This is a genomic window from Calyptranema fuscum S582 (assembly GCF_055793305.1).
Window position 1 is genome coordinate 1 of record NZ_JBSLYH010000070.1, and the last position, 21,619, is coordinate 21,619.

The 21,619-nt window shown below is 49.6% G+C and carries 19 protein-coding genes; 13 read left to right on the plus strand and 6 right to left on the minus strand.

The window, feature by feature from the left end; translation table 11 throughout:
* Positions 1-3: 3 nt before the first annotated feature.
* Positions 4-2,130, minus strand: coding sequence for a recombinase family protein (locus ACR6Z4_RS29130; protein ID WP_479720860.1), 2,127 nt, complete (start codon positions 2,128-2,130; stop codon positions 4-6).
* Positions 2,131-2,668: 538 nt separating this feature from the next.
* Between ACR6Z4_RS29130 and ACR6Z4_RS29135 the strand changes: the two genes are divergently transcribed.
* Both ACR6Z4_RS29135 and ACR6Z4_RS29140 read left to right on the plus strand, forming a co-directional pair.
* Positions 2,669-4,066, plus strand: coding sequence for a proton extrusion protein PcxA (locus tag ACR6Z4_RS29135; protein WP_479720861.1), 1,398 nt, complete (start codon positions 2,669-2,671; stop codon positions 4,064-4,066).
* Between the two features lie 189 nt (positions 4,067-4,255).
* On the plus strand, positions 4,256-5,230 hold the full coding sequence (locus tag ACR6Z4_RS29140; RefSeq protein ID WP_479720862.1) for a Gfo/Idh/MocA family protein: 975 nt from the start codon (positions 4,256-4,258) through the stop codon (positions 5,228-5,230).
* Between the two features lie 78 nt (positions 5,231-5,308).
* On the opposite strand, the gene ACR6Z4_RS29145 is transcribed toward ACR6Z4_RS29140, so the two are convergent.
* Both ACR6Z4_RS29145 and ACR6Z4_RS29150 read right to left on the minus strand, forming a co-directional pair.
* Positions 5,309-5,953: a TVP38/TMEM64 family protein gene (locus ACR6Z4_RS29145; protein WP_479720863.1), complete on the minus strand. Its 645-nt coding sequence runs from the start codon at positions 5,951-5,953 to the stop codon at positions 5,309-5,311.
* Between the two features lie 16 nt (positions 5,954-5,969).
* The gene (locus ACR6Z4_RS29150; RefSeq protein ID WP_479720864.1) at positions 5,970-6,683 is read right to left on the minus strand and encodes a hypothetical protein; all 714 of its coding nucleotides are present in this window, start codon (positions 6,681-6,683) and stop codon (positions 5,970-5,972) included.
* 709 nt (positions 6,684-7,392) lie between these two features.
* On the opposite strand from ACR6Z4_RS29150, the gene ACR6Z4_RS29155 reads away from it, so the two are divergent.
* From ACR6Z4_RS29155 to ACR6Z4_RS29170, 4 genes are all read left to right on the plus strand, one after another.
* Positions 7,393-7,989 (plus strand): COP23 domain-containing protein, encoded by a 597-nt coding sequence (locus tag ACR6Z4_RS29155; protein WP_479720865.1) that lies wholly within the window; start codon positions 7,393-7,395, stop codon positions 7,987-7,989.
* Between the two features lie 30 nt (positions 7,990-8,019).
* On the plus strand, positions 8,020-8,889 hold the full coding sequence (locus ACR6Z4_RS29160) for a S1 family peptidase (RefSeq protein ID WP_479720866.1): 870 nt from the start codon (positions 8,020-8,022) through the stop codon (positions 8,887-8,889).
* A gap of 60 nt (positions 8,890-8,949) precedes the next feature.
* Positions 8,950-9,855: a S1 family peptidase gene (locus tag ACR6Z4_RS29165; protein WP_479720867.1), complete on the plus strand. Its 906-nt coding sequence runs from the start codon at positions 8,950-8,952 to the stop codon at positions 9,853-9,855.
* 100 nt (positions 9,856-9,955) lie between these two features.
* The gene (locus ACR6Z4_RS29170; RefSeq protein WP_479720868.1) at positions 9,956-12,145 is read left to right on the plus strand and encodes a VWD domain-containing protein; all 2,190 of its coding nucleotides are present in this window, start codon (positions 9,956-9,958) and stop codon (positions 12,143-12,145) included.
* A gap of 65 nt (positions 12,146-12,210) precedes the next feature.
* On the opposite strand, the gene ACR6Z4_RS29175 is transcribed toward ACR6Z4_RS29170, so the two are convergent.
* Positions 12,211-12,735 (minus strand): phosphoribosyltransferase, encoded by a 525-nt coding sequence (locus ACR6Z4_RS29175; protein ID WP_479720869.1) that lies wholly within the window; start codon positions 12,733-12,735, stop codon positions 12,211-12,213.
* A gap of 201 nt (positions 12,736-12,936) precedes the next feature.
* Between ACR6Z4_RS29175 and ACR6Z4_RS29180 the strand changes: the two genes are divergently transcribed.
* Positions 12,937-14,433 carry an MFS transporter gene (locus ACR6Z4_RS29180; protein WP_479720870.1) on the plus strand — a complete coding sequence of 499 codons (1,497 nt, stop codon included), beginning with the start codon at positions 12,937-12,939 and terminating at the stop codon, positions 14,431-14,433.
* Positions 14,417-15,274 carry a CPBP family glutamic-type intramembrane protease gene (locus ACR6Z4_RS29185; RefSeq protein ID WP_479720871.1) on the plus strand — a complete coding sequence of 286 codons (858 nt, stop codon included), beginning with the start codon at positions 14,417-14,419 and terminating at the stop codon, positions 15,272-15,274. The genes ACR6Z4_RS29180 and ACR6Z4_RS29185 overlap by 17 nt, the downstream gene beginning before the upstream one ends.
* 43 nt (positions 15,275-15,317) lie before the next feature.
* On the opposite strand, the gene ACR6Z4_RS29190 is transcribed toward ACR6Z4_RS29185, so the two are convergent.
* Together ACR6Z4_RS29190 and murJ are read right to left on the minus strand one after the other, a co-directional pair.
* Positions 15,318-16,181 (minus strand): LPS biosynthesis glycosyltransferase, encoded by an 864-nt coding sequence (locus tag ACR6Z4_RS29190; protein WP_479720872.1) that lies wholly within the window; start codon positions 16,179-16,181, stop codon positions 15,318-15,320.
* A 364-nt stretch (positions 16,182-16,545) separates the two neighbouring features.
* Positions 16,546-18,198, minus strand: a complete 1,653-nt coding sequence (murJ, locus tag ACR6Z4_RS29195) for a murein biosynthesis integral membrane protein MurJ (protein ID WP_479720873.1) — start codon at positions 18,196-18,198, stop codon at positions 16,546-16,548.
* Positions 18,199-18,311: 113 nt separating this feature from the next.
* On the opposite strand from murJ, the gene sfsA reads away from it, so the two are divergent.
* From sfsA to ACR6Z4_RS29220, 5 genes are all read left to right on the plus strand, one after another.
* Positions 18,312-19,052 (plus strand): DNA/RNA nuclease SfsA, encoded by a 741-nt coding sequence (sfsA, locus tag ACR6Z4_RS29200; protein WP_479720874.1) that lies wholly within the window; start codon positions 18,312-18,314, stop codon positions 19,050-19,052.
* 102 nt (positions 19,053-19,154) lie between these two features.
* A complete protein-coding gene (locus tag ACR6Z4_RS29205; RefSeq protein WP_479720875.1) occupies positions 19,155-19,367 on the plus strand; it encodes a DUF2839 domain-containing protein in 213 nt (70 codons plus the stop codon).
* A 354-nt stretch (positions 19,368-19,721) separates the two neighbouring features.
* Positions 19,722-20,366 (plus strand): bis(5'-nucleosyl)-tetraphosphatase (symmetrical) YqeK, encoded by a 645-nt coding sequence (gene yqeK / locus ACR6Z4_RS29210; protein WP_479720876.1) that lies wholly within the window; start codon positions 19,722-19,724, stop codon positions 20,364-20,366.
* 175 nt (positions 20,367-20,541) lie between these two features.
* Positions 20,542-20,982: a ribosome silencing factor gene (rsfS, locus tag ACR6Z4_RS29215; RefSeq protein ID WP_479720885.1), complete on the plus strand. Its 441-nt coding sequence runs from the start codon at positions 20,542-20,544 to the stop codon at positions 20,980-20,982.
* Positions 20,942-21,553, plus strand: a complete 612-nt coding sequence (locus ACR6Z4_RS29220; protein ID WP_479720877.1) for a CGLD27 family protein — start codon at positions 20,942-20,944, stop codon at positions 21,551-21,553. Before rsfS ends, ACR6Z4_RS29220 begins: the two co-directional genes overlap by 41 nt.
* Positions 21,554-21,619: the final 66 nt, after the last annotated feature.

Consider the following 21,619-nt stretch of genomic DNA (forward strand, 5'->3'; position numbering starts at 1 on the left):
CCTTCACCCCTCCACCTCCCCACCCCCCGCAGGCATTGCCGCATTCACCAACGTCAGCAAGGGACCTGCTTGTTCCTGCCCATTGGTCGCCAAATCGCTATGGCAAAGATAAATCCGCTCTCCTGCCCGGTTGAGTAAATCTGTAATTTGCCGTTTGAGGCGGTGTTGATCCGCCAGTAAGGTATCCGCCGTTGTCCAGGGACGCCCCGACCATTCTCGCAAAAACAACGGTGCGCCAAAGAGTGCGCCACCCCCCGTCAGCCATAAGGGCGATCCGGCATCCAGCCAGAACTGCCAGCGATGGGTGCGGCGATAGGCTCGATATTGAAAAATCGTTGCCAGCGTCACGGTTGCACTGGTGGGCGCAAGCGGACGCGCCGGATACGGATCGGCAGTAATCGTGCCATTGCGCAGTAGTTGGATGAATTGAGCAACGGTGGTCGCTGGGTTAGAGGAAGGAACGCTGACCCCAATTCCTGCCTCACTCTGGCGTAAACGAGCATCGACATCCCAATAATGTTGAGCTGTTTCCATCAATTCTCGCAAGACTGCCAGTTGGTCGGAAGGTAGATGACTGCCGCCAAATAAAAATCGTTGAATTGCCCGGTCCAAGAGCGCCACAGGGTTCGGAATCAAGTGTTGCTGCTGTTGTTGCTGCTGTATTTCAATCCATTGGATCAGTTCTCCATAGACGTAGGTAGCTCGATGACCCAACCGATCCCAGCGGGGAAACTGAGTAGCCGGTAAGAGGTGGGGATGATCGGGATCGGGGACAAAACAGTGATCGGTGATCAGTCCGGCTCTGACGGGATCAATTCTGACAAGGTCAATGCCAATCGGTTCTGTCCCCATCAACGGTGGCTGACTGAGAACAACCAGCATTTCCGAAACCGACTCTCGATCCATCAGCGCACCCAAACCCGGATAAATAAAGCTGATCAAGGTGAGCAAGGCACGGATCATCGGAGAACTGGCAAGCGGTTGCTGATCGTTGAGCGACTCCACCAGAACGCCTTTTTCTGCTAACAGTGCCCTCAGGGTATAACGGGCGATTGCATCTAAACCGGGTGCAATTACGGCAACCTCTTGGGGCAAAACGAACCCAGCATGGATCGCAGCGGCGATCGCCTCTACCGTTTGCTGCAACAGCTGTGCTCGTGACGTGGTTTGGATCACCTGGATGGCATCCGGCAGGTGGGGCAAAAAGCCAGGAGCGCTGACCCACTCCACGATCGCGTCTGCCTGTGCCGCGCCGACGGAATCCTGAACGGGTGCTAACCCTTGCACCTGACAGCGTTCTGCCAGGGTTTCCAGGTAATTAGGATCGGCACCCAACCCCCAACGAATCGCACCATCGGGATTGTAGGTAAACGCTGCCGGAATCGACTGATCTAAAAAAAAGCTAAAGAGTGAGTGGGCGATCGCTGGATATTCATCCACATCATCGGCAAAGATGGCTCGGTAGCGCTGGCAGAGTTGTTGCTGATAGGCAGGGTCGGGTAAGAGATACCGCCAGTAGAGTTCGGTGACAATGCCGTAGGTCAAAAATCCCCGGTCTAAACACCACTGCCGCCAACGCAGCACCACGTCGCCGATGCATTGCCACAATTCGGGAGCAAACTCCTGTCCGGCAAAGCCATCTGCCAAAATCAACGGGATGTCTTCTATGGGAATGCCAGCAGATGCCGCCAACTGCAACATATCCAGCGATCGCCGCACCATGTAATAGTCGGTGACACCTTCTTGCACCAACCTGCCCGACTCCAGTTCCGGTTGCCATAGGCGAGTGGCTAGCTCCTGCTCAGTTTCGGGACGCAACCGCAAGGGAAATTGGGCTTTGAGTTGAAGGTGTTGGGTCAGGAGCGGCCAAAACAACATCACCTCATCTTGAAAAAAGCCTAAGGGTGTTGTTGAGTCAAACGGATATTGCCCCTGCGTTGCGGCAGCTAAACGGTCTGCTAATTCAATGCGGTTGTCACCATTGGCAGCAAACACGAGAGCCGTAGCCAGGGATGGCGGACGCAACTGAGGTGAGGCATCAGCTTGCATCCAGGTCGAAAATTGCTGGATCAACTGAGCTGTCTTGCCACTGCGAGTTGAACCCACGATCCAAACAGAATTGGAAGACACCGGGCACCTTGAGATGAATTTGATATGATCCTAATCCATAAGCCATCTGTTAAATCTGGCAGATAGCCCACACCTCACTCCGGCTCAACCGAGACTGCTCTGAATGGGTTGCTGATCTTCTATGTTCCTCAGGTGCATGGATTGAATAAAAACCCAATTCTGGTTGAGAGAGCGACGGCGCAGCCGTCGCTCTCTCAACCAGAATTACACGTCAATTCAGTTGTGATCCTTAGTTTCACGATGGATCGTGAGATTTTGGCGACTGGATATTTCCCGATCGCGCGAAACCTTTGGGGTGAACGGCTACACACCCAAAACACAGCCTCTACTGCTCCCAATCAGGGTAGATTTTCTTGTCTCAAAGGACTATGTTTTTGCCCACTTCAATATGCTTAACTGTCAACAGATTAAAGATTTGGTAGCCCTAAAAAAGTAATGATTTTTTGTAGCGCGGGCGTCGCCCGCGCTACAAAAAATCATTATATGAATATCACTACCAAAGATTTAATCTACCGAAACCAGGTCGCCGCAAGAGAACATGAGAAATCCTACCTTTCGGGCACTTAAAGCCTATCTACAAGCTGCTAATACTTGGCTTTTAAAAACACCTGAACGCTCATTAGATGAAGCCTACGAAGCCGCGATCGCCATTAAAACCATCGAAGACAATCACTTTGATGGTAATCGAATCGACTCCGGCTATGGCAACTATGGAGAGAGTGTCCAGACCTATTTTCAACAAGACCTGAAGAAATATCTCAACATCATTAAAGTCAGGCTGATTGAGTTTAGAGCCAGTAAATCCGTTGTACAACTGTCTACTCGCCCCATCACCGAAATTCAGCTCAACGAAGACTCTACAGAACTGAGCAATATTAATGTCATTGATAAATCATCAGCTACGTTAAGAAAACTGCGGTTTATCGACGAAGTCGTTGCCAAATACAATCTCGAAAAACCGGAAGCCTCTTCCGTCATTGTTGTCTCAGAATCCTCACCTGCGAACGGCAGACGCGCTATTGAGCGTTCTCAAAAATCCGACCAATCTACGTTACCAAACCCTATCTTGAGCCAAAATAAACCATCCCGCAACAATCTTTCTAGAGCCGATTCCAGCAGCGATGATATTGAATCTATCGTTGATAAAACAGGCGTTCTCCCCCGATCCATTCTTAAAACCGTTGATCGAATTAAACGCGAACTCGATCCCAATGCAGAGGAAGAAGTGGTCGAGAGTTTTCGTAACTCTAAAGCCCGGACAATTATTGCCTTACGCTTGGTTTTACTGCTCATTATCGTGCCACTTTTAACCCAACAGATTGCCAAAATCACATTTGTTGGGCCCATTGTTGAGCATTTTCGACCCGCTGAAGAAAGCGAAGTCTTCCTCAATTCTGAAATGGAAGAAGAGGCACTGGATGAATTGCAACGATATGCCGAACGATTAGAGTTTCAATCTTTAATTGGTTCGGAAAATCCTCTTACTGAAGCAGAGAAAAAAGAACGTCTGGCGGAAAAAGCAAAAGAGCTGAAATCAGAATTTGCTGAAATGAGCAATGATGCCATCAAAAATGTTTTTTCAGATATCTGTTCTGTGATTGCGTTCGCGGTTTTAATCGTATTTAGTAAGCGAGAAATTGCCGTTTTAAAATCATTTATTGATGAACTCATCTATGGTTTGAGTGATAGCGCCAAAGCCTTTATTATTATTCTATTAACCGACACTTTCGTAGGCTTCCACTCTCCCCATGGTTGGGAAGTTTTGTTAGAAGGAATTTCTAAACATTTAGGACTGCCTGCCAATCGAGATTTTATCTTCTTATTTATTGCAACGTTTCCCGTGATTCTAGATACGATTTTCAAATACTGGATTTTCCGTTATCTCAACCGCATTTCACCGTCCGCTGTGGCAACGTATCGCAATATGAACGAATAGTTCAGGAGACTGACAAATCTCTGTAAGGGCAGGTTTAGCAAGTCTCTGATCGGTTTGTCGTCGGCATTTCGGCGAAACCTGCCCCTACGATGGAATGCGCTTTCTGGTACTTTTGTCAGTCAATCAGGGGCTCCTTACGTCTTCAAGTTCGTTAACGTTCATAGTGTTTCACCGTTGGGATGCTAAGTTATGGTTCCACTCAGGGTCGGTATTGTGGGTACGGGATATGCGGCTCGGACGAGAGCCGAAATCCTGGTGGCAGATGTGCGATCGCAACTCATCGCGATTACCGGACGCACACCGGAACGTGCCAGCGAACTGGGTCAGACGCTTGGAATTGAAGCTTTACCAGATTGGTCAACGTTAATCAGCCGCGACGATCTGGATCTGGTGTTTATCTGTACGGTCAACCGCGATCACGGGGCGATCGCCCGTGCGGCACTCCATGCGGGCAAGCATGTGGTGATCGAATATCCCCTGTCCCTCGACCTGGCAGAAGCAGACGAATTAATTAACCTGGCAAAAGCGAAAAATTTGCTCTTGCATGTTGAGCATATTGAGATTCTCAGTGGCATTCATATTGCTATTCAAGAATCGCTGGCAGAAATTGGGCAGCCGTTTTATCTGCGATCGTCTAATATGGTGCCCCAGCACCCCGCACCCCAAAAATGGACGTATGATGCCGAGCAATTTGGGTTTCCTTTAATGGGAGCCCTTGCCCGGATTCATCGCCTGACCCATCTGTTTGGCTCGGTCAAAACCGTCAGTAGCCAACTGCGCTATAGTCCCAATGAAAAAGTGCCCGGTTTTTATCAATCGTGCCTCTGCACGGCGCAACTACACTTTTTCAGTGGTCTGGTGGCAGACGTTATCTATGCCAAAGGTGATGCTGTCTGGCAAGCAGAACGAACACTGGCAATTCATGGCAGCAGTGGAGCGTTGTTATTGGAAGGAGAAGAGGGTGTCTTAGTCCGCCTCGATAGCACGACGCCTCTCACTATTGCTGGTCGGCGGGGTCTCTTTGCCAAAGATACGGCGATGGTATTGGATCATTTGATTACCGAGGCTCCTCTATATGTCACCCCGGCTTCGAGTCTCTATGCTTTGCGGGTAGCAGATGCCGCTCAACGGTCGGCAGCAACCGGCGAAACGATCACGGTGTAGAAGGGGCGATCGCCTATCGTGACCCGTACCGGATCAGTTCGTACCCCTCAGCACAAACAACCCCATTCCGCAAGGATCTTAGGGCTTTTTGCGGTGTCGTCGATACCAGGTTGCCCCTGCCACCAACAACGCAATCAGCGAGAGAGCCGCAATCAACGGCAACACATCACCCGTTTGTATAGCGCGTACCCCAGAACTGCCCAACATGACAAAGGGCAAGATTCCGGGAATCGTGCCCAGCGTCGTTCCCCAAAAATAATCTTTAAAACTAATCGACGTTAGTCCGGCAACAAAGTTGACCAGACCATAGGGGATGATCGGCAATAACCGAATGGCAAACATATAAAACAGCCCACCCTGGCGAATCTCAGCATCCATGGCTTGCCAGCGTCGGGCTAGGCGTTGGGCAACCCATTTGCGCCCAATCGTGCGAGTAAAGGCAAACGCAATCACGGCTGCCACGATCGCCGCAATACTCGTCCACAAGGTGCCAAACCACAAGCCGAACATGGCACCCCCTGCCAGATTCAGAGCCGTAGAAGGCAAGATTAAAACTGTGGCGATCGCATAAACAACGATATATAAAATGGGTGCCCAGATGCCAACCTGCTTTAACTGAGCTTGCAGCTGCGCCGGGTCAATGCCGCCCAGCCAATAAACAGCCAGTGCGATCGCCACAATACACATCAGCACCAGCGCCAGCATCCCATTTTTAATTGTCATGACGCATCTTGCTGTTCTAATCGCAGACCGAAAAAGTTTCTAGCTGACCCTGCACAAAGTAATAAGCATCTGAGCAATAGGCTAAGGTGCTGATATTAAAATCGGCAGGCAATCCCTGGTCATCGGTTAAGATAGCACGCCAAAGGGCGATCGCGGGTTTTTCGGTATAGGTTTCCCGATCTCTCGCTTGTAGAGGGCTATAGTCTCGCAGGGCTAACCCCCCTTCACCTTTGGGTTTCATCTCCATGGAGGTATAAATCATTGGACTGGGTGCAGCCGCTGGCAGGGTGGGATAGGTGCGTAACACCAGCGGCTCAAAGGTGTCATTTCCTTTGTTTAGCGAAAACTGTGCCCGAAATTTCTTGGTTTCATCATTCACCAGCAACAGGGCATAGTCGCGATCGCCATCGTCATCAAAGTCAGCCGTAAAAATACTGCATGTGAAAGCTGACGGACTATTCGCTTGCTTAAACTCTTGCACCTCTGGGATAAAGTCAGATTCTTTCGCCAGCCGGAACTGTTCCATCGACGGTTCGACGGCTTTGGGTAACGACCCAGAACATTGGACATCAGGCATGGGGGTGGGGACAGCTGCGATCGGGGACGCGATCGGAGAATTGGATGGAGAACTGGACGGGACAGAACTCAATTGTAGGGGCTGTTGGGCAGCCAGCAAGCTACAGCTAGATAGCAAAAAAGGCAATCCCAACCAGAGAGTCAACTTCAGCATGGTGTTCCCGAACTTTATGAAGGATCAGCGATTGAGTAAAACTGAAGGGTTACAGAGGGACGCGGGGCAGTGCCATACGTCCTTTGATAAACACCTGGGTTTATTTCAGTTGAAAGACTGAGGATCAAAAATTAATTAAAACTCGGACGTTTATTTTTGTCAGTGTGGCTCTGCCGCGCTGACAAAAATATATCGTTGGGTTTATTAAATCCACCACCCTAAGACAGATTCATCACACGACTGGCACACATACCAAAACCTATTGTAAGAACCAATCCTGGCACTGCACACTTGATTTTGGGTTTAGTACAGCACAACAAAAGTTTTGCAAGGAGTGAAGGGGGGGGCACCCTTTTGGGGAGGCTATGCCCCACCCTCCACGGTGCAAAAATTAGTGTCCGTAAAACTAAGGATCTTCATAAAAATAACTTGAATACCTTGTTTGGGAGAGGGCGGCGGAGCCGCCCTCTCCCAAACAGTACGGGTTTTAATTGTGTCAGAATCCTGAGCATCCAAAGAGTTAAGACTCCGATTCACTCGTCCAGAGTTCCTGAAAAGAGGACAAAACGTTTTATCCGCTACACAAAATCTTTTTACGAATGATCCAGATGGCGATGAGAATCTCAGAAAAATTACGGGAACTCTGATCTCGAAGAGTTTTTTAATATTCCTCACTGAACGCTCTTACTCAAAGGACATCATTCACCTTATGAAACTCAGATCACTCACCACCCTTTTGACCGCTGGGGCGATCGCCCTTGGCACCTCCCTTTTACCTGAACAACCTGCACAAGCCCAATCCACTACCTTTTTCTGTGGGGCAAGCCAGGGCGTACCCGTGACCTATGCCAACACGCCCAGAGGCAACGTCCCGATTATTCGTTGGCGCTCCAATTACTTTAGTGATTCTGGCTATACCCCCGAACGCCGCTGTGATGAAGTCTCCGGTCGGTTTCAGACTTATTACAATAGTGGCTCGCTTAATTTCATCACCACAGGCATGATGAATGGGCAGCCTGTTGTTTGCGTCAGTGCAACCAACGGGGGTGGATGTCAGGGGTTATTGCTGACGCTCCGTCCAAATGACAACGCTAGTCAAGTTGTCCAACAACTTTTTGATATTCGTGCAGGTGCAGCTGGTCCGATTAACCAGAGTGCTAACCGAGTTTATATCGATGTCAATCAACTTTTAGAAACGGGAGACGTTGAAGCAGGTAGTGCGCCTGCGGCTCCAACCGAGTCTACGACTCCTGCTGCCCAACCTGAACCGCAACCCAGCACTCAACCGGGTGGTTCGGTCTGGTAATCCTGGCGATTGATAGAGGGGAGAGCAACGATGAAGCGATCGCTAATCTTGCCGGTTATCTGGGCAGGTTGGATTGGAGTCCTGATACCGGCGCAGAGCCTTGCTGAACTGCCGCCTGTCGATGAACCTGTATCACTGACTCAGGTCCAACCCTCTCCCCTCTCGCTTGAAGAATTACGCCAAATTGCCCAGTCCATTACCGTACAGATCCTCCTAGAAGAAGGCAAGTGGGGCTCAGGGATTTTGATCGCCTCCCAAGGACAAACCTACACGGTACTGACCAACCAGCATGTTTTGATCGCAGGCAATCGGTATCGGGTGCAAACCGCAGATGGGCAGATCTACGAAGCAACCCCCGTTGTCGATCGCAGACTGACCAGCCAAGACTTGGGATTGTTGCAATTTCACAGTGCCACCGTGCTTTCTACTGCTGCTATAGCAACCACACAACCTGAACTGGGCGATCGCATTTATGCGGCGGGTTATCCGATTGACGGTGATCCATCTCAGCCACTAGGTTTCGCATTTTTATCCGGAGAAGTTGCACTGATCACCCCCCAAATGATGCAGGGAGGATATCAACTTGGCTGTACCGTGGCGATCGCCAAAGGTATGAGCGGGGGATCTCTATTGAATGCTAACGGCGAAGTTGTAGGCGTCAACGGAATGCATCAATATCCCCTTTGGGGCAATCCCTATACCTATGCCGATGGCACTCTACCTGCGGTTGCTTTACGTGAGCAAATGACCCATTACAGCTGGGCAATTCCTATTCATCTCTTCCTGTCTCTGACACATTCTGCCGCTCCCAGCCCTCTCGCGTTTCCGACTGCTCAGCCATCTCCCCTTCCTAGTCCCGCACGTCCAATTCCTTCATCTCAGCCTGACCTGCTTTGGTAAGAAAGGTTTTACCCAAACCGTACGATATCTTAGACAGCTTATTATCCAGGAGACTAAATTATGCGATTTTCAGATGGAGTTCCTGCCCTGCTGGCGGGTACGGCTGCGATCAGTGCCTTAGCAATGGTTATTCCCCAACCTGCGATCGCCTTGACGGGTGAAGAAGTTAACGACATTGCCCGCGAAGTCACCGTTTTAATTAACACCGGCAACCCCGGATCAGGCGTCATCATTGCTCAGGATGATGAAACTTACTACGTCCTGACCGCCAAACATGTTGTTGCGGCGGAAGATGAATACCAGGTTGTAACTGCCGATCGTCAAGCCCATGCTGTTGACTACAGCAACATCCGACAGCTACCAGGCGTAGATTTAGCCCTTGTTGAATTTAATAGCGATCGCTCTTACGAAGTAGCAACATTAGCTAATTCTGATCATGCCAGCGAAGGACGAACCGTCTTTGTCTCGGGTTGGCCCTATCCTGGTCGAGAAATTCAAGAACGTATTCGCCAATTTACGACGGGGCAAGTTTCCGGTAGACCCGAAACAGCGCTGGCGGATGGCTATCAACTGGTCTATACCAATGTCACTCGGGTGGGTATGAGTGGAGGTCCTGTTTTTGATACCAGTGGTCGAGTGGTTGGCATTCATGGTCGGGCTGAAGGCGAAGTCATCACCGATGGTGAGATGGAGCGACTAGAACAAGCTGGAGCCAGTAGCTTAGCCGCCAATGCCAGTCGCGTAGGTTTTAACCTGGGGATTCCCATCAACACCTTCTTATCGCAAGCCGCCCAAAATGGCATTTACTTGAGCTTACAGGTCGAAAATTCGCCACCTGCCGATCTATCCTCTCCCTATGTTGCCAGCGGTCAGACCGATGATCGCGATCGCATCGACAACATTAATAACACCCTCGACACCATCAACAATGGCGTCAACGTCATTCGCAATATTTTCCGCTTCTAACTTGCGGTAACTGGTTTTATTCACCCGGCGATCGCCCCTTGCATCTGGGACTCTGAATGTGGTCGCCCCTCTTTCCCATGCAATTTTTAGGAAAATCCCTATGCGTCGAATTCGTTATTGGGCGATCGCATTGCTTAGCTTTGTGTTCATCCTCTGTGGATCATTAATCAAGAAAGCGATCGCCCTTTCTCTCTGCGGCATTTTAAGTTTTGAAAGTTTTTGTAGTGCCGGATTAGTAGAACAAGGAAGGGCGATCGCTATTCAACCTTCTGAAGTGCAAGGGGCGATCGCCCAAGACATCTTTCGCAACGACGGTGCCGGTTCTTCTCCTCTCAATACTGATATTTTTACTAATCCTAATACCGCTATCCCTAATCCTAACAACCAAATTCGAGGTACTTCTTCTAACACAAACTTTTCCGTAGTTAGTAATTTTCGAGAAATTGAGAACGGACTCTATGAAACTGAATTAATAAGTTCCGAAGGTTGCCGAATCATTCGTCAGATTAGGGACTCCGGAATCTCGACTTTCTACGAATCTGTCCGATACATTGTTCCGAACAGTAATGTGTGTGGTGGAAAGTCGTACGCTTTCAACTTCTCCCCAAACGGGAGAGAAATTAATGGAACAACTAGTTTAGGAGAGGAATTTTCAATCGAGATTATCAACTCAACGTTAGTTAGACAAAATTTTACAGACATTCAGGGAATTGAATGGAGATTTGAGTTTCAGCCTACTGTTCAAACTAGCAATACAGAACGTTCTGAGCCTTATATTGTCACGTTACCTTCTGGAGTAGAGTCTAAAGCTAACGTTCGACAAACAACAAAACAAGTAGTAGAGGATATGCATTGTAATCTTTGCAGTTCAGTAGAAAATATACTTGGTATAGTTGATTCTGCTAGTAATTATGATGGAAATGTGAATCGGGCCGTTAGCCAGTCAGAAGGTTTGGTTGTCACTAGTGCTGTAGCGAGAGCTACTAGAGGGTCTATTGCTTCACCAGACTTATTAACTGAACCACTTATTGGAAAGGGATGGGAATATGTGGAAAGCAGTATCACTGGACCTATTCGTCAAGCTTTAACTGAAGCAGTAGCTTATGGTCTAGATTGTGCAAGTGCCTGTCCTGGTCGTGATGCTGGGGAAGAGGTTGCTAGAGAACTAGCTAATCCTCCCGAAACAAACCCATCAATTCAAGCCCCTGTTTGTGGTTCTAATCTTTGGGGTGGAGTTTCAACGGTTTGTAGATCCACATACGGAAATAATGGAAATACTGATACGCTAACAACTGCTCGTCCTCAATCTCAGCGCAGTGGACAGCTTTCGAAGGGGACGAGTTATGGTGATCCACATTTGATTACGTTTGATGGGTATCGGTATAGCTTCCAAACGCTGGGGGAGTATGTGCTGACAAAATCGATGGGGGGAGATTTTGAGGTGCAGACACGGCAGTCGCAGGTGCCAGGGCGACAGATGTCGTTAAATACAGCGGCGGCGATGAGGGTTGGCAATGACCGGGTTGCTTTTTACTCGCAGTTCTTCCCAGATGCCGATACCAGCACACCGCTGCGGGTCAATGGTAGACCTGTAACCATCGATGGTGAACTATCTTTACCAGGAGGGGGAACCATTCAACAATCTGGCGGAGATTATGTTGTTCAGTGGTCTAGTGGTGAGCGGGTTGTGATCCACATGATCTCTATGAGTGGATTGCAATACATGAACGTTACCCCAGAGGTTTTAAATTCACCTGCGGGACAATTCACTGGATTGTTGGGAGATTTGGACGGTAACCCCAGTAACGATTTACGGACTCGGAGTGGACAAGTTGTACCCTCTCAATCAACTTACGGCGAAGTACGGCAAATGGTGACAAGTCTAATACCCATTCCGGGTGTGATTCCCCTCAACCAACTTGAGTCAGTTGCGTTCGAGCAGATCTACAAAGATTTTGGTAATAGCTGGCGAGTCAGTTCGGCAGAGTCCTTGTTTGATTATGCTGCTGGGCAAGGACCTGCAACCTTTGCTGATCCAAACTTCCCCAACTCCTATAGAACGCTGAATATGCTGACTCCCCAGCAAGTTCAAGAAGCTGAAGCGGTTTGTGTAGAAGCAGGAGTGGAGCCAGAACTGATGGAAGGTTGTATTTTTGATGTTGCCTTTGCAGAAGACACTAGTTTTGCAGAAGCGGCAGCGAATGCATTGTTTGATGAAGTGGGCGATCGCGTCGTTGATGAAATTCGCAATCGGGTTCCTGTTCCTGTTCCAATCCGTTTACCGTTCTAAAAACTAAGTTAATTGAGACAACAGCGATCGCCCTCTCAGAGGGCGATCGCTGTTGTGTGGAGTAGTTAATGGGTTGCGGGGGTGGAGAGTGAGGCTGCCAGTTCTTTGGGGGTCATCCGTTCGTAGGGTTCAAAGGGTTGGTGAATCCAGGGATTGTCGGGTAGGTAGGTGACGTAATAATCGGGGGCAATGACAGAGCATTCTTTGTACCACAACACAGCGGTGCGGATGTCTTCGACATAAAAGCCATATTTGCGATCGAGCCAGGTCAGGGTTTTTTTCAACGTCACACCAGAATCGACCAGGTCATCGACCAGCAAAACATGGCTACCCAGGTTAGCGGTGGTCATAGTCAGATCGTGGGAAAAGGTGACCGATCCGCGTACCTGGTTATTAACACCGCCATAGGATGAGGTCGAAAGGATGGCTAACGGTTTGTCGTAAATGCGAGACAAAATATCGCCTACGCGCAACCCTCCTTTGGCGAGGCAAATAATCTGATTAAATTCCCAATTGGATTCGTAAATTTGGACGGCAAGTTGTTCGATGGTGCGGTGATAATCTGACCAGGATACATAGAGATCGGACATGGCTTCGGAGAATGCTACTGAGGATTGAGAAGCATCATATAGCAGTCCGATTTGATTTGTGAAATGGTTTATGGCAGGTGAGCAGTGCCACCTTTCTAAACCATTCAGGCTGGTGTTGACAAACTGCCACAGCAAAATGATCCAAGTGGCGATCGCCAGCCCATGATAAGGTTTGTGATTAGTCTTTGGGCGCAGTCAACTATGAATCCCTCTTCTCCCGCTCCTCCAGAAGTCAAAGCCGAAAAACTAAGCCTCAGTACCAAGCTGGCGTATGGAGCCGGAGATTTGGGTCCTGCCATTACTGCCAATATCCAGGTGATCTTTCAGCTGATCTTTTTTACCAATGTGGCAGGTATTCCGGCGAGTTTGGCAGGCAGTATTTTGTTGATTGGGAAGGTGTGGGATGCGATCAATGATCCGATCATCGGCATTTTGAGCGATCGCACGCAGTCGCGTTGGGGGCGGCGTTATCCCTGGATGATATTTGGAGCCATTCCGTTTGGCATTACTTTCTTCTTAATGTGGATCGTGCCCCACTTCAGCGATGACCCCAGCACTAATCAAACAGGTTTGTTTTGGTACTACGTCCTGACTGCCATTTTGTTCAATAGTTTCTACACGATGGTCAATTTGCCCTATACGGCACTGACCCCAGAAATGACCCAAGACTATGACGAGCGCACCAGCCTCAATAGTTTTCGGTTTTCGTTTTCGATTGGGGGCAGCATTGCCTCGTTGTTATTGGCATTTGGCATCTTCAGTCTGGTCAAAGCTAATCCCACCCAGCAATATTTGGTGTTGGGATTGGTCTGTACGGTGATTGCAGTGTTGCCGATTTACTGGTGTGTTGTGGGTACCTGGAAACGAACGATGACGGGGAAAGGGCGATCGCCTGCTTCCAGCACCGAGGACATACCAGAGACGCCTGCTCAGTCATCCGAGCCGACCGATGCATCCGAATCGCTGCCCTATTTTCAGCAATTGCGCATTGTTTTTAGCAACCGTCCCTTTTTATTCGTCATTGGCATTTATCTGTTCTCCTGGTTGGCGCTGCAAAATACGGTTTCCATCATTCCTTACTACATCGTCAATTGGATGGGGCAGAGCAATAGCACGTTCACGCTCGTGATTATGGCGGTTCAGGTGACAGCGTTGACGATGCTGTTTATTTGGAGCAAAGCCTCCGAACGGTTTGGTAAACGCGCCGTGTATTTTATGGGCATGAGCCTGTGGATTGTGGCTGAATTTGGGCTGTTTTTCTTGCAACCGGGGCAAACGGGGTTGATGTATTTCCTGGCAGTACTTGCCGGATTTGGCGTGTCCACGGCTTACCTGATTCCCTGGTCGATGCTGCCCGATGTGATTGAACTGGATGAATTGCAGACAGGACAACGGCGTGAAGGAGTGTTCTATGCCTTTATGGTACTTTTGCAAAAAATTGGGTTAGCCCTGGGGTTGTTTCTGGTTGGGCAGGTGCTGGATGCTGCCGGTTTTGTTGAATCGCAGGGTAATGCGGTGGTGAGTCAGCCAGAGTCGGCACTGCTTGCCATTCGTGTTTTAATTGGTCCGATTCCTGCCGGTGTGTTGTTGTGTGGGTTGGTGCTGGCATATTTCTATCCCATTACCCGCGAAAAACATGCCGAAACCTTATTGTTATTAGAAGAAAAGCGCAGGGAAAGACGTGGAGAGTTGGGTTAAACGCTGGGTCAATGCGCCGCTAGGGGTGCGGTTGGTTGCGTTTTTATTAACACTGGCGGTGTTGTGGTTGCCATTTTTGGGCTTGGGCTATGGCTTGATTGCCGACGCTAATATGCGCAGCATTGTTACGATGGCTGCCCTGTTTATCGAGTTTCTGCTGCTGTTGTGGGTGTGGGGGCGATGGGTCTATGGGCGATCGCATCCGTTGCAGCATTATGGACTGGGGTTGGATCGGCGCAATGGTCGAGATCTGGTGCAGGGGCTGAGCATTGGTGGCTTGAGTTTATTGGGATTGTTCGTATTAGAAGGAATCTTGGGCTGGCTCAAGTGGAATCCCTGGACAGTGCAGTTGCTTCCGGTCGGTTTAACGGGATTGCTGGTCGCGTTGGGGGTCGGTCTGGGTGAAGAATTGATTTTTCGCGGCTGGTTGCTGGATGAATTACAACGAGACTGCCGGCTGTCAGTGGCACTCTGGACAGATAGTGTAGCGTTTGCGGTTTTACATTTTATTCGTCCTCTCCCCGAAATTTTGCATACGTCGCCGCAGTTTATTGGGCTAGTGCTATTGGGGTTGACGCTGGTCTGGGCAAAGCGGGGCAGGGGCGATCGCCTGGGGTTACCGATTGGGCTTCATGCCGGACTGATCTGGGGATTTTATTGGATCAATGTGGGCAATTTAATTACCTATACCCACCGGGTTCCCGAATGGCTGACAGGTATCGACGACAATCCTTTAGCCGGGGGGATGGGGCTGGTGTTTTTAGGTGCGATCGCCTATTGGGCGAAGCGATCAGCAGGTACATCTCAAATTAGTTCAGTCGATGATCACCATGAAGCATAAAACCTCTGAATCTTGTGCCGCCCGCGCAGCGGGCGGCACAAGATTAGAGTCGCAATGAGAGTTGTCGCCGCACGGCAAAGCCAATCAATCGCAGTGGCACACTCGACGTTTTAATAATCTTTGTTCGTAAAAAACGACCCTGGGCAAGCCGAGCAATTCCTTTTGCCCGTGCCACCAGCCTTGCTTTGAAAAAGGTCAACCAACTGGGGGTAGCCTCAGCCGCATACGCCGGTAAAAACGCTAACTTGCCATACAACACATCAGCCCGATGAATGCCACTCATGCCATTGAGTCGATGTTCGGGATTAGACAGTCCCCCATGCTCGCCATAGTTGCGAAAGGGAATGTAATTCTTAAAATTGCGCTGACGCAGAAATGTATCGACTTCAGAGTCGAACGTTACATACCCCGTCCCCTGTTTTTGGGTGGTTTCTTCTACCAAACCCACCAGTGCCGCTGCACTTTGGGGAGTGAGGATATAGGCAACCAACCCGGTCGAAAAACCTTCTGCAAAGCCTTCTGCATTGACGCTATAGATCTGGGGGGCGCAGGTATAGAGCCAGGAGATACCCGTATCTGGATAATGGGGCGCAAATGGCAAGGGCAATTGCCCTAACCCAATGACCGGAACAAAATCGGCTTCTACAATTAATGTCGGTTTGCTGGCGGCAGCCGCTGTTTTCCACCCCTGGCTGTGATTTAACAAACAACGGTAGCTAGACGAAAAGGTCTGGTAATCGGGGTTGTCTGCTTGACGCAACACCGTACACGGCAACCCTTCACGCTGAAAGGCGGTTTCCAGTGCTCGTGTATCTTCTTTGTACGCAATAATCAACACGCCACTGAGGTGATCAATCAGGCGATCGCCAGAGGTCGTTTGGGGGATAGGAGGAGTCATCGTATCCATGCCTTACGGGATCAAGTCCATAAACGATTGGGTGCAGCTATATCAGCGTATCCGCCCCTAATGTGGCATGTTGTCTAAAGAATTAACAACTCTATTGATTTAAGGTTTACCGAAACAAAACATACGCACCCAAACTATATAGCAACCGTCGAAACGGTTAAATCAAAAGGTTGTGTGAGAACCCGCGCGGAGCGCGGGTTCTCACACAACCTTTGTCCTAATAAACCCTTCGACTGCTATACGTAGGGGCGCAGCATTTGGACAGTGATTTTCGGGGTACATCAAGGTTTTTCTCCCCAATGCTATGCCCCTGCACATCGAGAGAGCGACGGCGGAGCCGTCGCTCTCTTGATGAGTTACCGATTTATGGTTTGAAGAATTTTTGTCGCAGGCGATCGACAAAAAGATCAATTTCTGGCAATTTCAACTGCATGGCAAACAGGGCAAACACTCCCAAGCCAACGGCACTGGCGATCGCTAACTCTATCAATTGCACAACAAATCCTTCGGTTCCCAGCAGCCGTTCACAGCCTTGCAACGTGCCCCAACAGCCAACACCCGCAATAAAGCTGCTGATGAATAAACCCAAAATCGGCATTGCCCAATTGCGCCAGGGTAGACCGCCAATCTTTCGATCTAACGCAATCAGCAACGCCACCATCGAAATCAAATTGACCCCTACCGTCGCCATCACCAGACCGGGTGCGCCAAACGGCTTGATGAAGATGAAATCCAACAGGGCATTGAGAAAAATATTGACCACGCTGATGCGGAAGGGGGTATCTCCATCGCCTAAGGCATAGAAAACCCGCACCAGGACATCGCGCCCCAGGTAAACAAACATCCCGACGGCATAGGCAATCAAAACCGAGGTCACCAGTTGCGAAGCATCTTCGTTAAAGGCAAAGCGTTCATACACCACCCGCACAATCGGCAATGCCAACGGAATCATGATGGCACTCATCGGCAACATGGTGAGCGCTGTCAGAATTAAGCCTTGCCGAATTCTGGCTTTCAGCTCGGGCCAATTCTCTGGATCTGCCAGTCGAGAAAAAATTGGCAGCAGGGGCACCAAAATCACATTGGAAATAATGCCCAGCGGAGTTTGAATTAATAGATTGGCATAGCCCAAGGCGGCGGCAGCCTGGGGCAAATAGGAGGCAAAAAACAAGTCTGTATAGACGTTGATCTGCATCATGCCGGACGATAACGTTGCCGGCCCCATAATGCGAATAATCTCAGGTACTCCCGGTTGACGAAAATTAAACCGGAGTCGCAGGGTGCCTAGCCCCGATCGCCACTGTGCCGGGATTTGCACCAACCATTGCAAAACGGCTCCCGCTAATGTGCCCCATGCCAGCACCAGTCCACCCACCAGGGCATATTGAGGCTGGGTCATTTTGTCGCCCAGTTGGATGGCTAACACGCCCAATCCTAATAACAACGTCACACTGGAAAACAAGGGACTGATCGAGGGCAACCAATACTGATCTGCTGCATTCAGGGTGCCAAAGCCGACCCCAATCAACCCTGCCAACAGTGCCATCGGAGCCATGATTTGCAGTTGTTGAATGGCGATCGCCCGAATTTCTAAACCTTCTGGCGTTTCACCCAATCCGGGTGCCACCACATTAATTAACGATCCGGCAAAGACAAAAATCAGGATCGTGACAATCAGTAAAACGCCCCCGACCAGGGTCGTGATGGTTTCAACCAGGGGAGCCGTTTCTTCCTGTTTCCGCTTTGATAAGACACTGACGATCGCACTGTGAAAGGGCCCGTTGATACCGCCCAATAAGATCAGTAAGAAACCGGGAATGACGTAGGCATAGTTATAGGCATCGGCGGCAGCCCCAACCCCAAAGGCAGCCGCGATCGCTTGTTGGCGAAGCAACCCAAATACTTTACTAATCAGAGTGGCGATCGCCACGATCCCGGCGATGCCCGCAAGAGAACGAGATGGTTTCTTCAACTTATCAGGCTCAGACAAAGCAGGTAAACAGCAAATCGACTTCACCCATTTAACCCTGAATCTGTCAGCTTTGGGTGCGATGCTGGCTAAGACACATCCAAGAATTCCTATGGCGGTATAGAATTAAAGCCTCTCCAGATCCATGCAGGGTTTGCTCCATGACTGACTGGTTTTACCCCTACCCGACTCTCTATGCCGGAACTTTGATCAGACGCTATAAACGCTTTTTTGCTGACGTTGAACTAACTACTGGAGAGGTAATTACAGCGCATTGTCCCAATACGGGGCCGATGACAGGGGTCTACATTCCGGGCAATCGGGTGATGGTCTCTCGCAGCGATAATCCTAAGCGATCGCTGCCCTATACCTGGGAACTGATCGAAGTCAACACAGTCCGTCCCACCTGGGTTGGGGTCAACACAGCCCTCCCGAATCAGGTGGTTAAATCCGTGCTGATGGCAAATTTGTTGCCCGAACTGGGAGCGTATACTCATATCCAATCAGAGGTGCGGTATGGTCAAGACCAGAAAAGCCGCATTGATTTTTTGCTAACCGGGGTTGATCTCGCAACCGAGACAGGGCAATGTCCGATTTATATAGAAGTCAAAAACACCACCTGGACTCAAGGATCACTGGCACTGTTTCCCGACACCGTAACCACACGCGGACAAAAACATTTAAGAGAACTGACTGCCTTGCTGCCTCACGCCAGAGCTGTGATGCTTTACTTCATCAATCGCGACGATTGTCCTTACTTTGCTCCCGGTGATAGTGCTGATCCTATCTATGGCAAGTTGCTAAGAGAGGCGATCGCCCTGGGTCTGGAAGTGTTGCCCTGTCGCTTTGCCATCGACCCCACAGGAATCAGATATTTGGGGTTAGCCGAGCTACGGATTTAAGTTATGTCCAACGCAGACAGGGCAGCAGCAAACTTAATTAATCAATTCTCATTCCCAATTGACTTATCATCAGTTGCAGACGAGTGTGTTTGTGGATGTTGTATGGGAGACTCTAAGCGGAGAAAAGAAACCTTAGGTGAAGACTATGGTAAAGAACCGAATATTCTTCCCTGGATTCCAATTAAAAAAGGACAGGCAGAACGGTTCGTGAACTGGAGCACGTTTGGCGCGTGGGCTGGCATTGGTGTGCTGGTTGCCTACTGGGTCACAGTGCGGTTCATCGGTCCGACGCTGGGTTGGTGGGAAGTTAATTAAGGCAACGACCGCTTTCTAAGCCCAAAGATGGATGTTGAGCAGCACGGCAACGCCGTGCTGCTCAACATCCATCTTTGGGTAAATGTCACTGCAATAAGCAAAAACTAGCCCCCTAAATCCTCCAAATCTGGGGGACTTCCGATCCGGCTCCCCCAGATTTGGGGATTTAGGGGGCGGTTCGGATAGTTAAGTCAGTGCCATTCATCGTTGGGTTTATTAATTTGACTTAGCTGTAGAGCGCTGATTGAGATTACGGTATCCTAAGTCTCCTGCCAAGACTCAAGACATAGCCTAAAATAAATGTACTGTGAGCTGATCCCCAACGCACACTGCACATCTTAAAGGTCTGACTGCATGGGAGAGTATTCGGGAACGTTGCGCCGACAGGTACTGAGCTGGTTGGAATCCAATGTCCCTCAATCTCGGATTGAGCATATCTTACGGGTCGAAGAGATGGCGATCGCCCTCGCCAAAGTCCACTGTGAGGATGTCAATCAAGCCGCTCAAGCGGGGTTAATGCACGATCTAGCAAAGTATTTTAAATCTCATCGGTTGCTAGAAATAGCACAGGCAGAAGGGGTATCGCTTGACCCCGTTGAAGTTGCCAATCCGCATCTGCTCCATGCAGGTGCCAGTGCGGTCGTTGCCAGAGATGAATTTGGTGTGACAGACGAAACGATCTTGGCAGCGATCGCCGACCATACATTGGGTAGACCCGGCATGGGTGCCCTCAGTTGCATTGTGTTTTTAGCAGACAGCTTAGAACCCGGACGCGGTGACACCCCCGAGTTAAACCAACTGCGTCAGATCAGCTATACCGATTTGCAGCAAGCGGTGTGGATGACCTCTGAGTATTCGTTTCAATATTTAATAAACACCCAACGCTTGATCCATCCGCGCACGATCCTGACGCGCAACTGGTTCCTACAGGCAGATAAGCGATCGCGATCGCGCCCTTACCATCAGCCCCAGGCTAAAAATTCTGCCCTATCTGCTTAACCTCGCAGTGTTCACGGAACCTCAACGTTGATATCTATCATGCCGTTGCCCCCGATTATCAGCATTTTCCCCACAGGCGTCATCATCGATGGAGACGAGACAAATCGCGTCTCTAGCTCAATTCATTACCGTTGATCCGATCGCTCACTTACAAATGGAGGAATCCAATTTCAGAATGGCTGATTTCTTTAAAACCCGGACTGCTTCTACTGCATCTACCGTCACCTCTAAGGTGACATCGTCAGATCGACGCGCAACTGATAGTTCTACCCTGGCGCACATTATTGCCGAAGCTGCCGACGATCGCAAAGCTGCCGATATCTTACTCCTCAAGGTTTCCGGCGTTTCTTATCTGGCAGATTACTTCGTCATTGCGACAGGGTTCTCGAATGTGCAAACTCAAGCGATCGCCCGTTCTATCGAAGACCAGGTTGCCGAAACTTGCGATCGCCAGCCCCTACGGGTAGAAGGAAAAACCGACGGCAGATGGGTTGTGTTGGACTATGGTGAAGTCATTGCCCACATTTTTACCCCACAAGAACGGGAGTTTTATAATCTAGAAGCCTTTTGGGGTCATGCCGAAAAGATTAACTTTTCTGCACCAAAACCTCAGTAATCGTGCCGACGAGAGCATTCATCACCTCAACGGCGATCGCACCGGCTTGTTTATTCTGTCAATGTCCTCAGCCATGAAACCATCTGCACCTGTTTGCCCGGTGCCCACCGAACAACAGCCCCTCAATGAATATCAACAGCTCAGTGAGTCATGGTTTTATCGTTGGGCAACCCTTGACCTGGGTAAATTTTTAAAGCCCATTGTCATCCTGTGGTTCCTCGGTTGGTTGGTTGCGGCACCCGTTGCCATCCTCAGTTTTCCGTTTCACAAATATCCTGGTCACTTTCTCTTGAGTGGTGCTTTAGGGGCAGCGATACCGCCAACGTTAGCACTGTTGCAGCTCTGGCTGGGCTGGGTCTATGTGCGCGATCGCCTGTCTAAGGCAGAGATTTTTTATGAAGAGTCCGGTTGGTATGATGGGCAAACCTGGGAAAAGCCGGACGAAGTGTTACAACGCGATCGCCTCATCGTCACCTACCAAATCCAGCCCTTGCTCAACAGACTGCATCAAACCTTTGGCATTTTGGTTGCAATGTTTCTCACAGGCATTGTGACCTGGAATTTTATTTAAGGTTGTAGATTCAATAAAACCACAGGTTTATGTGTGGGAGCGCTGGGTTGTATAGCATCTGTGATC

Excerpts from the sequence above, each read along its gene's own strand:
- ACR6Z4_RS29175 (WP_479720869.1), bottom strand. The coding sequence starts at position 12,735 with ATGTCCGATCTCTATGTATCCTGGTCAGATTATCACCGCACCATCGAA.
- ACR6Z4_RS29145 (WP_479720863.1), bottom strand. The coding sequence starts at position 5,953 with ATGACAATTAAAAATGGGATGCTGGCGCTGGTGCTGATGTGTATTGTG.
- ACR6Z4_RS29165 (WP_479720867.1), top strand. The coding sequence starts at position 8,950 with ATGCGATTTTCAGATGGAGTTCCTGCCCTGCTGGCGGGTACGGCTGCG.
- ACR6Z4_RS29180 (WP_479720870.1), top strand. The coding sequence starts at position 12,937 with ATGAATCCCTCTTCTCCCGCTCCTCCAGAAGTCAAAGCCGAAAAACTA.
- ACR6Z4_RS29150 (WP_479720864.1), bottom strand. The coding sequence starts at position 6,683 with ATGCTGAAGTTGACTCTCTGGTTGGGATTGCCTTTTTTGCTATCTAGC.
- ACR6Z4_RS29160 (WP_479720866.1), top strand. The coding sequence starts at position 8,020 with ATGAAGCGATCGCTAATCTTGCCGGTTATCTGGGCAGGTTGGATTGGA.
- ACR6Z4_RS29190 (WP_479720872.1), bottom strand. The coding sequence starts at position 16,181 with ATGGATACGATGACTCCTCCTATCCCCCAAACGACCTCTGGCGATCGC.
- yqeK (WP_479720876.1), top strand. The coding sequence starts at position 19,722 with ATGGGAGAGTATTCGGGAACGTTGCGCCGACAGGTACTGAGCTGGTTG.
- ACR6Z4_RS29140 (WP_479720862.1), top strand. The coding sequence starts at position 4,256 with ATGGTTCCACTCAGGGTCGGTATTGTGGGTACGGGATATGCGGCTCGG.
- ACR6Z4_RS29220 (WP_479720877.1), top strand. The coding sequence starts at position 20,942 with ATGCCGAAAAGATTAACTTTTCTGCACCAAAACCTCAGTAATCGTGCC.
- sfsA (WP_479720874.1), top strand. The coding sequence starts at position 18,312 with ATGACTGACTGGTTTTACCCCTACCCGACTCTCTATGCCGGAACTTTG.
- ACR6Z4_RS29135 (WP_479720861.1), top strand. The coding sequence starts at position 2,669 with ATGAGAAATCCTACCTTTCGGGCACTTAAAGCCTATCTACAAGCTGCT.
- ACR6Z4_RS29155 (WP_479720865.1), top strand. The coding sequence starts at position 7,393 with ATGAAACTCAGATCACTCACCACCCTTTTGACCGCTGGGGCGATCGCC.
- ACR6Z4_RS29205 (WP_479720875.1), top strand. The coding sequence starts at position 19,155 with ATGGGAGACTCTAAGCGGAGAAAAGAAACCTTAGGTGAAGACTATGGT.
- ACR6Z4_RS29170 (WP_479720868.1), top strand. The coding sequence starts at position 9,956 with ATGCGTCGAATTCGTTATTGGGCGATCGCATTGCTTAGCTTTGTGTTC.
- rsfS (WP_479720885.1), top strand. The coding sequence starts at position 20,542 with ATGGCTGATTTCTTTAAAACCCGGACTGCTTCTACTGCATCTACCGTC.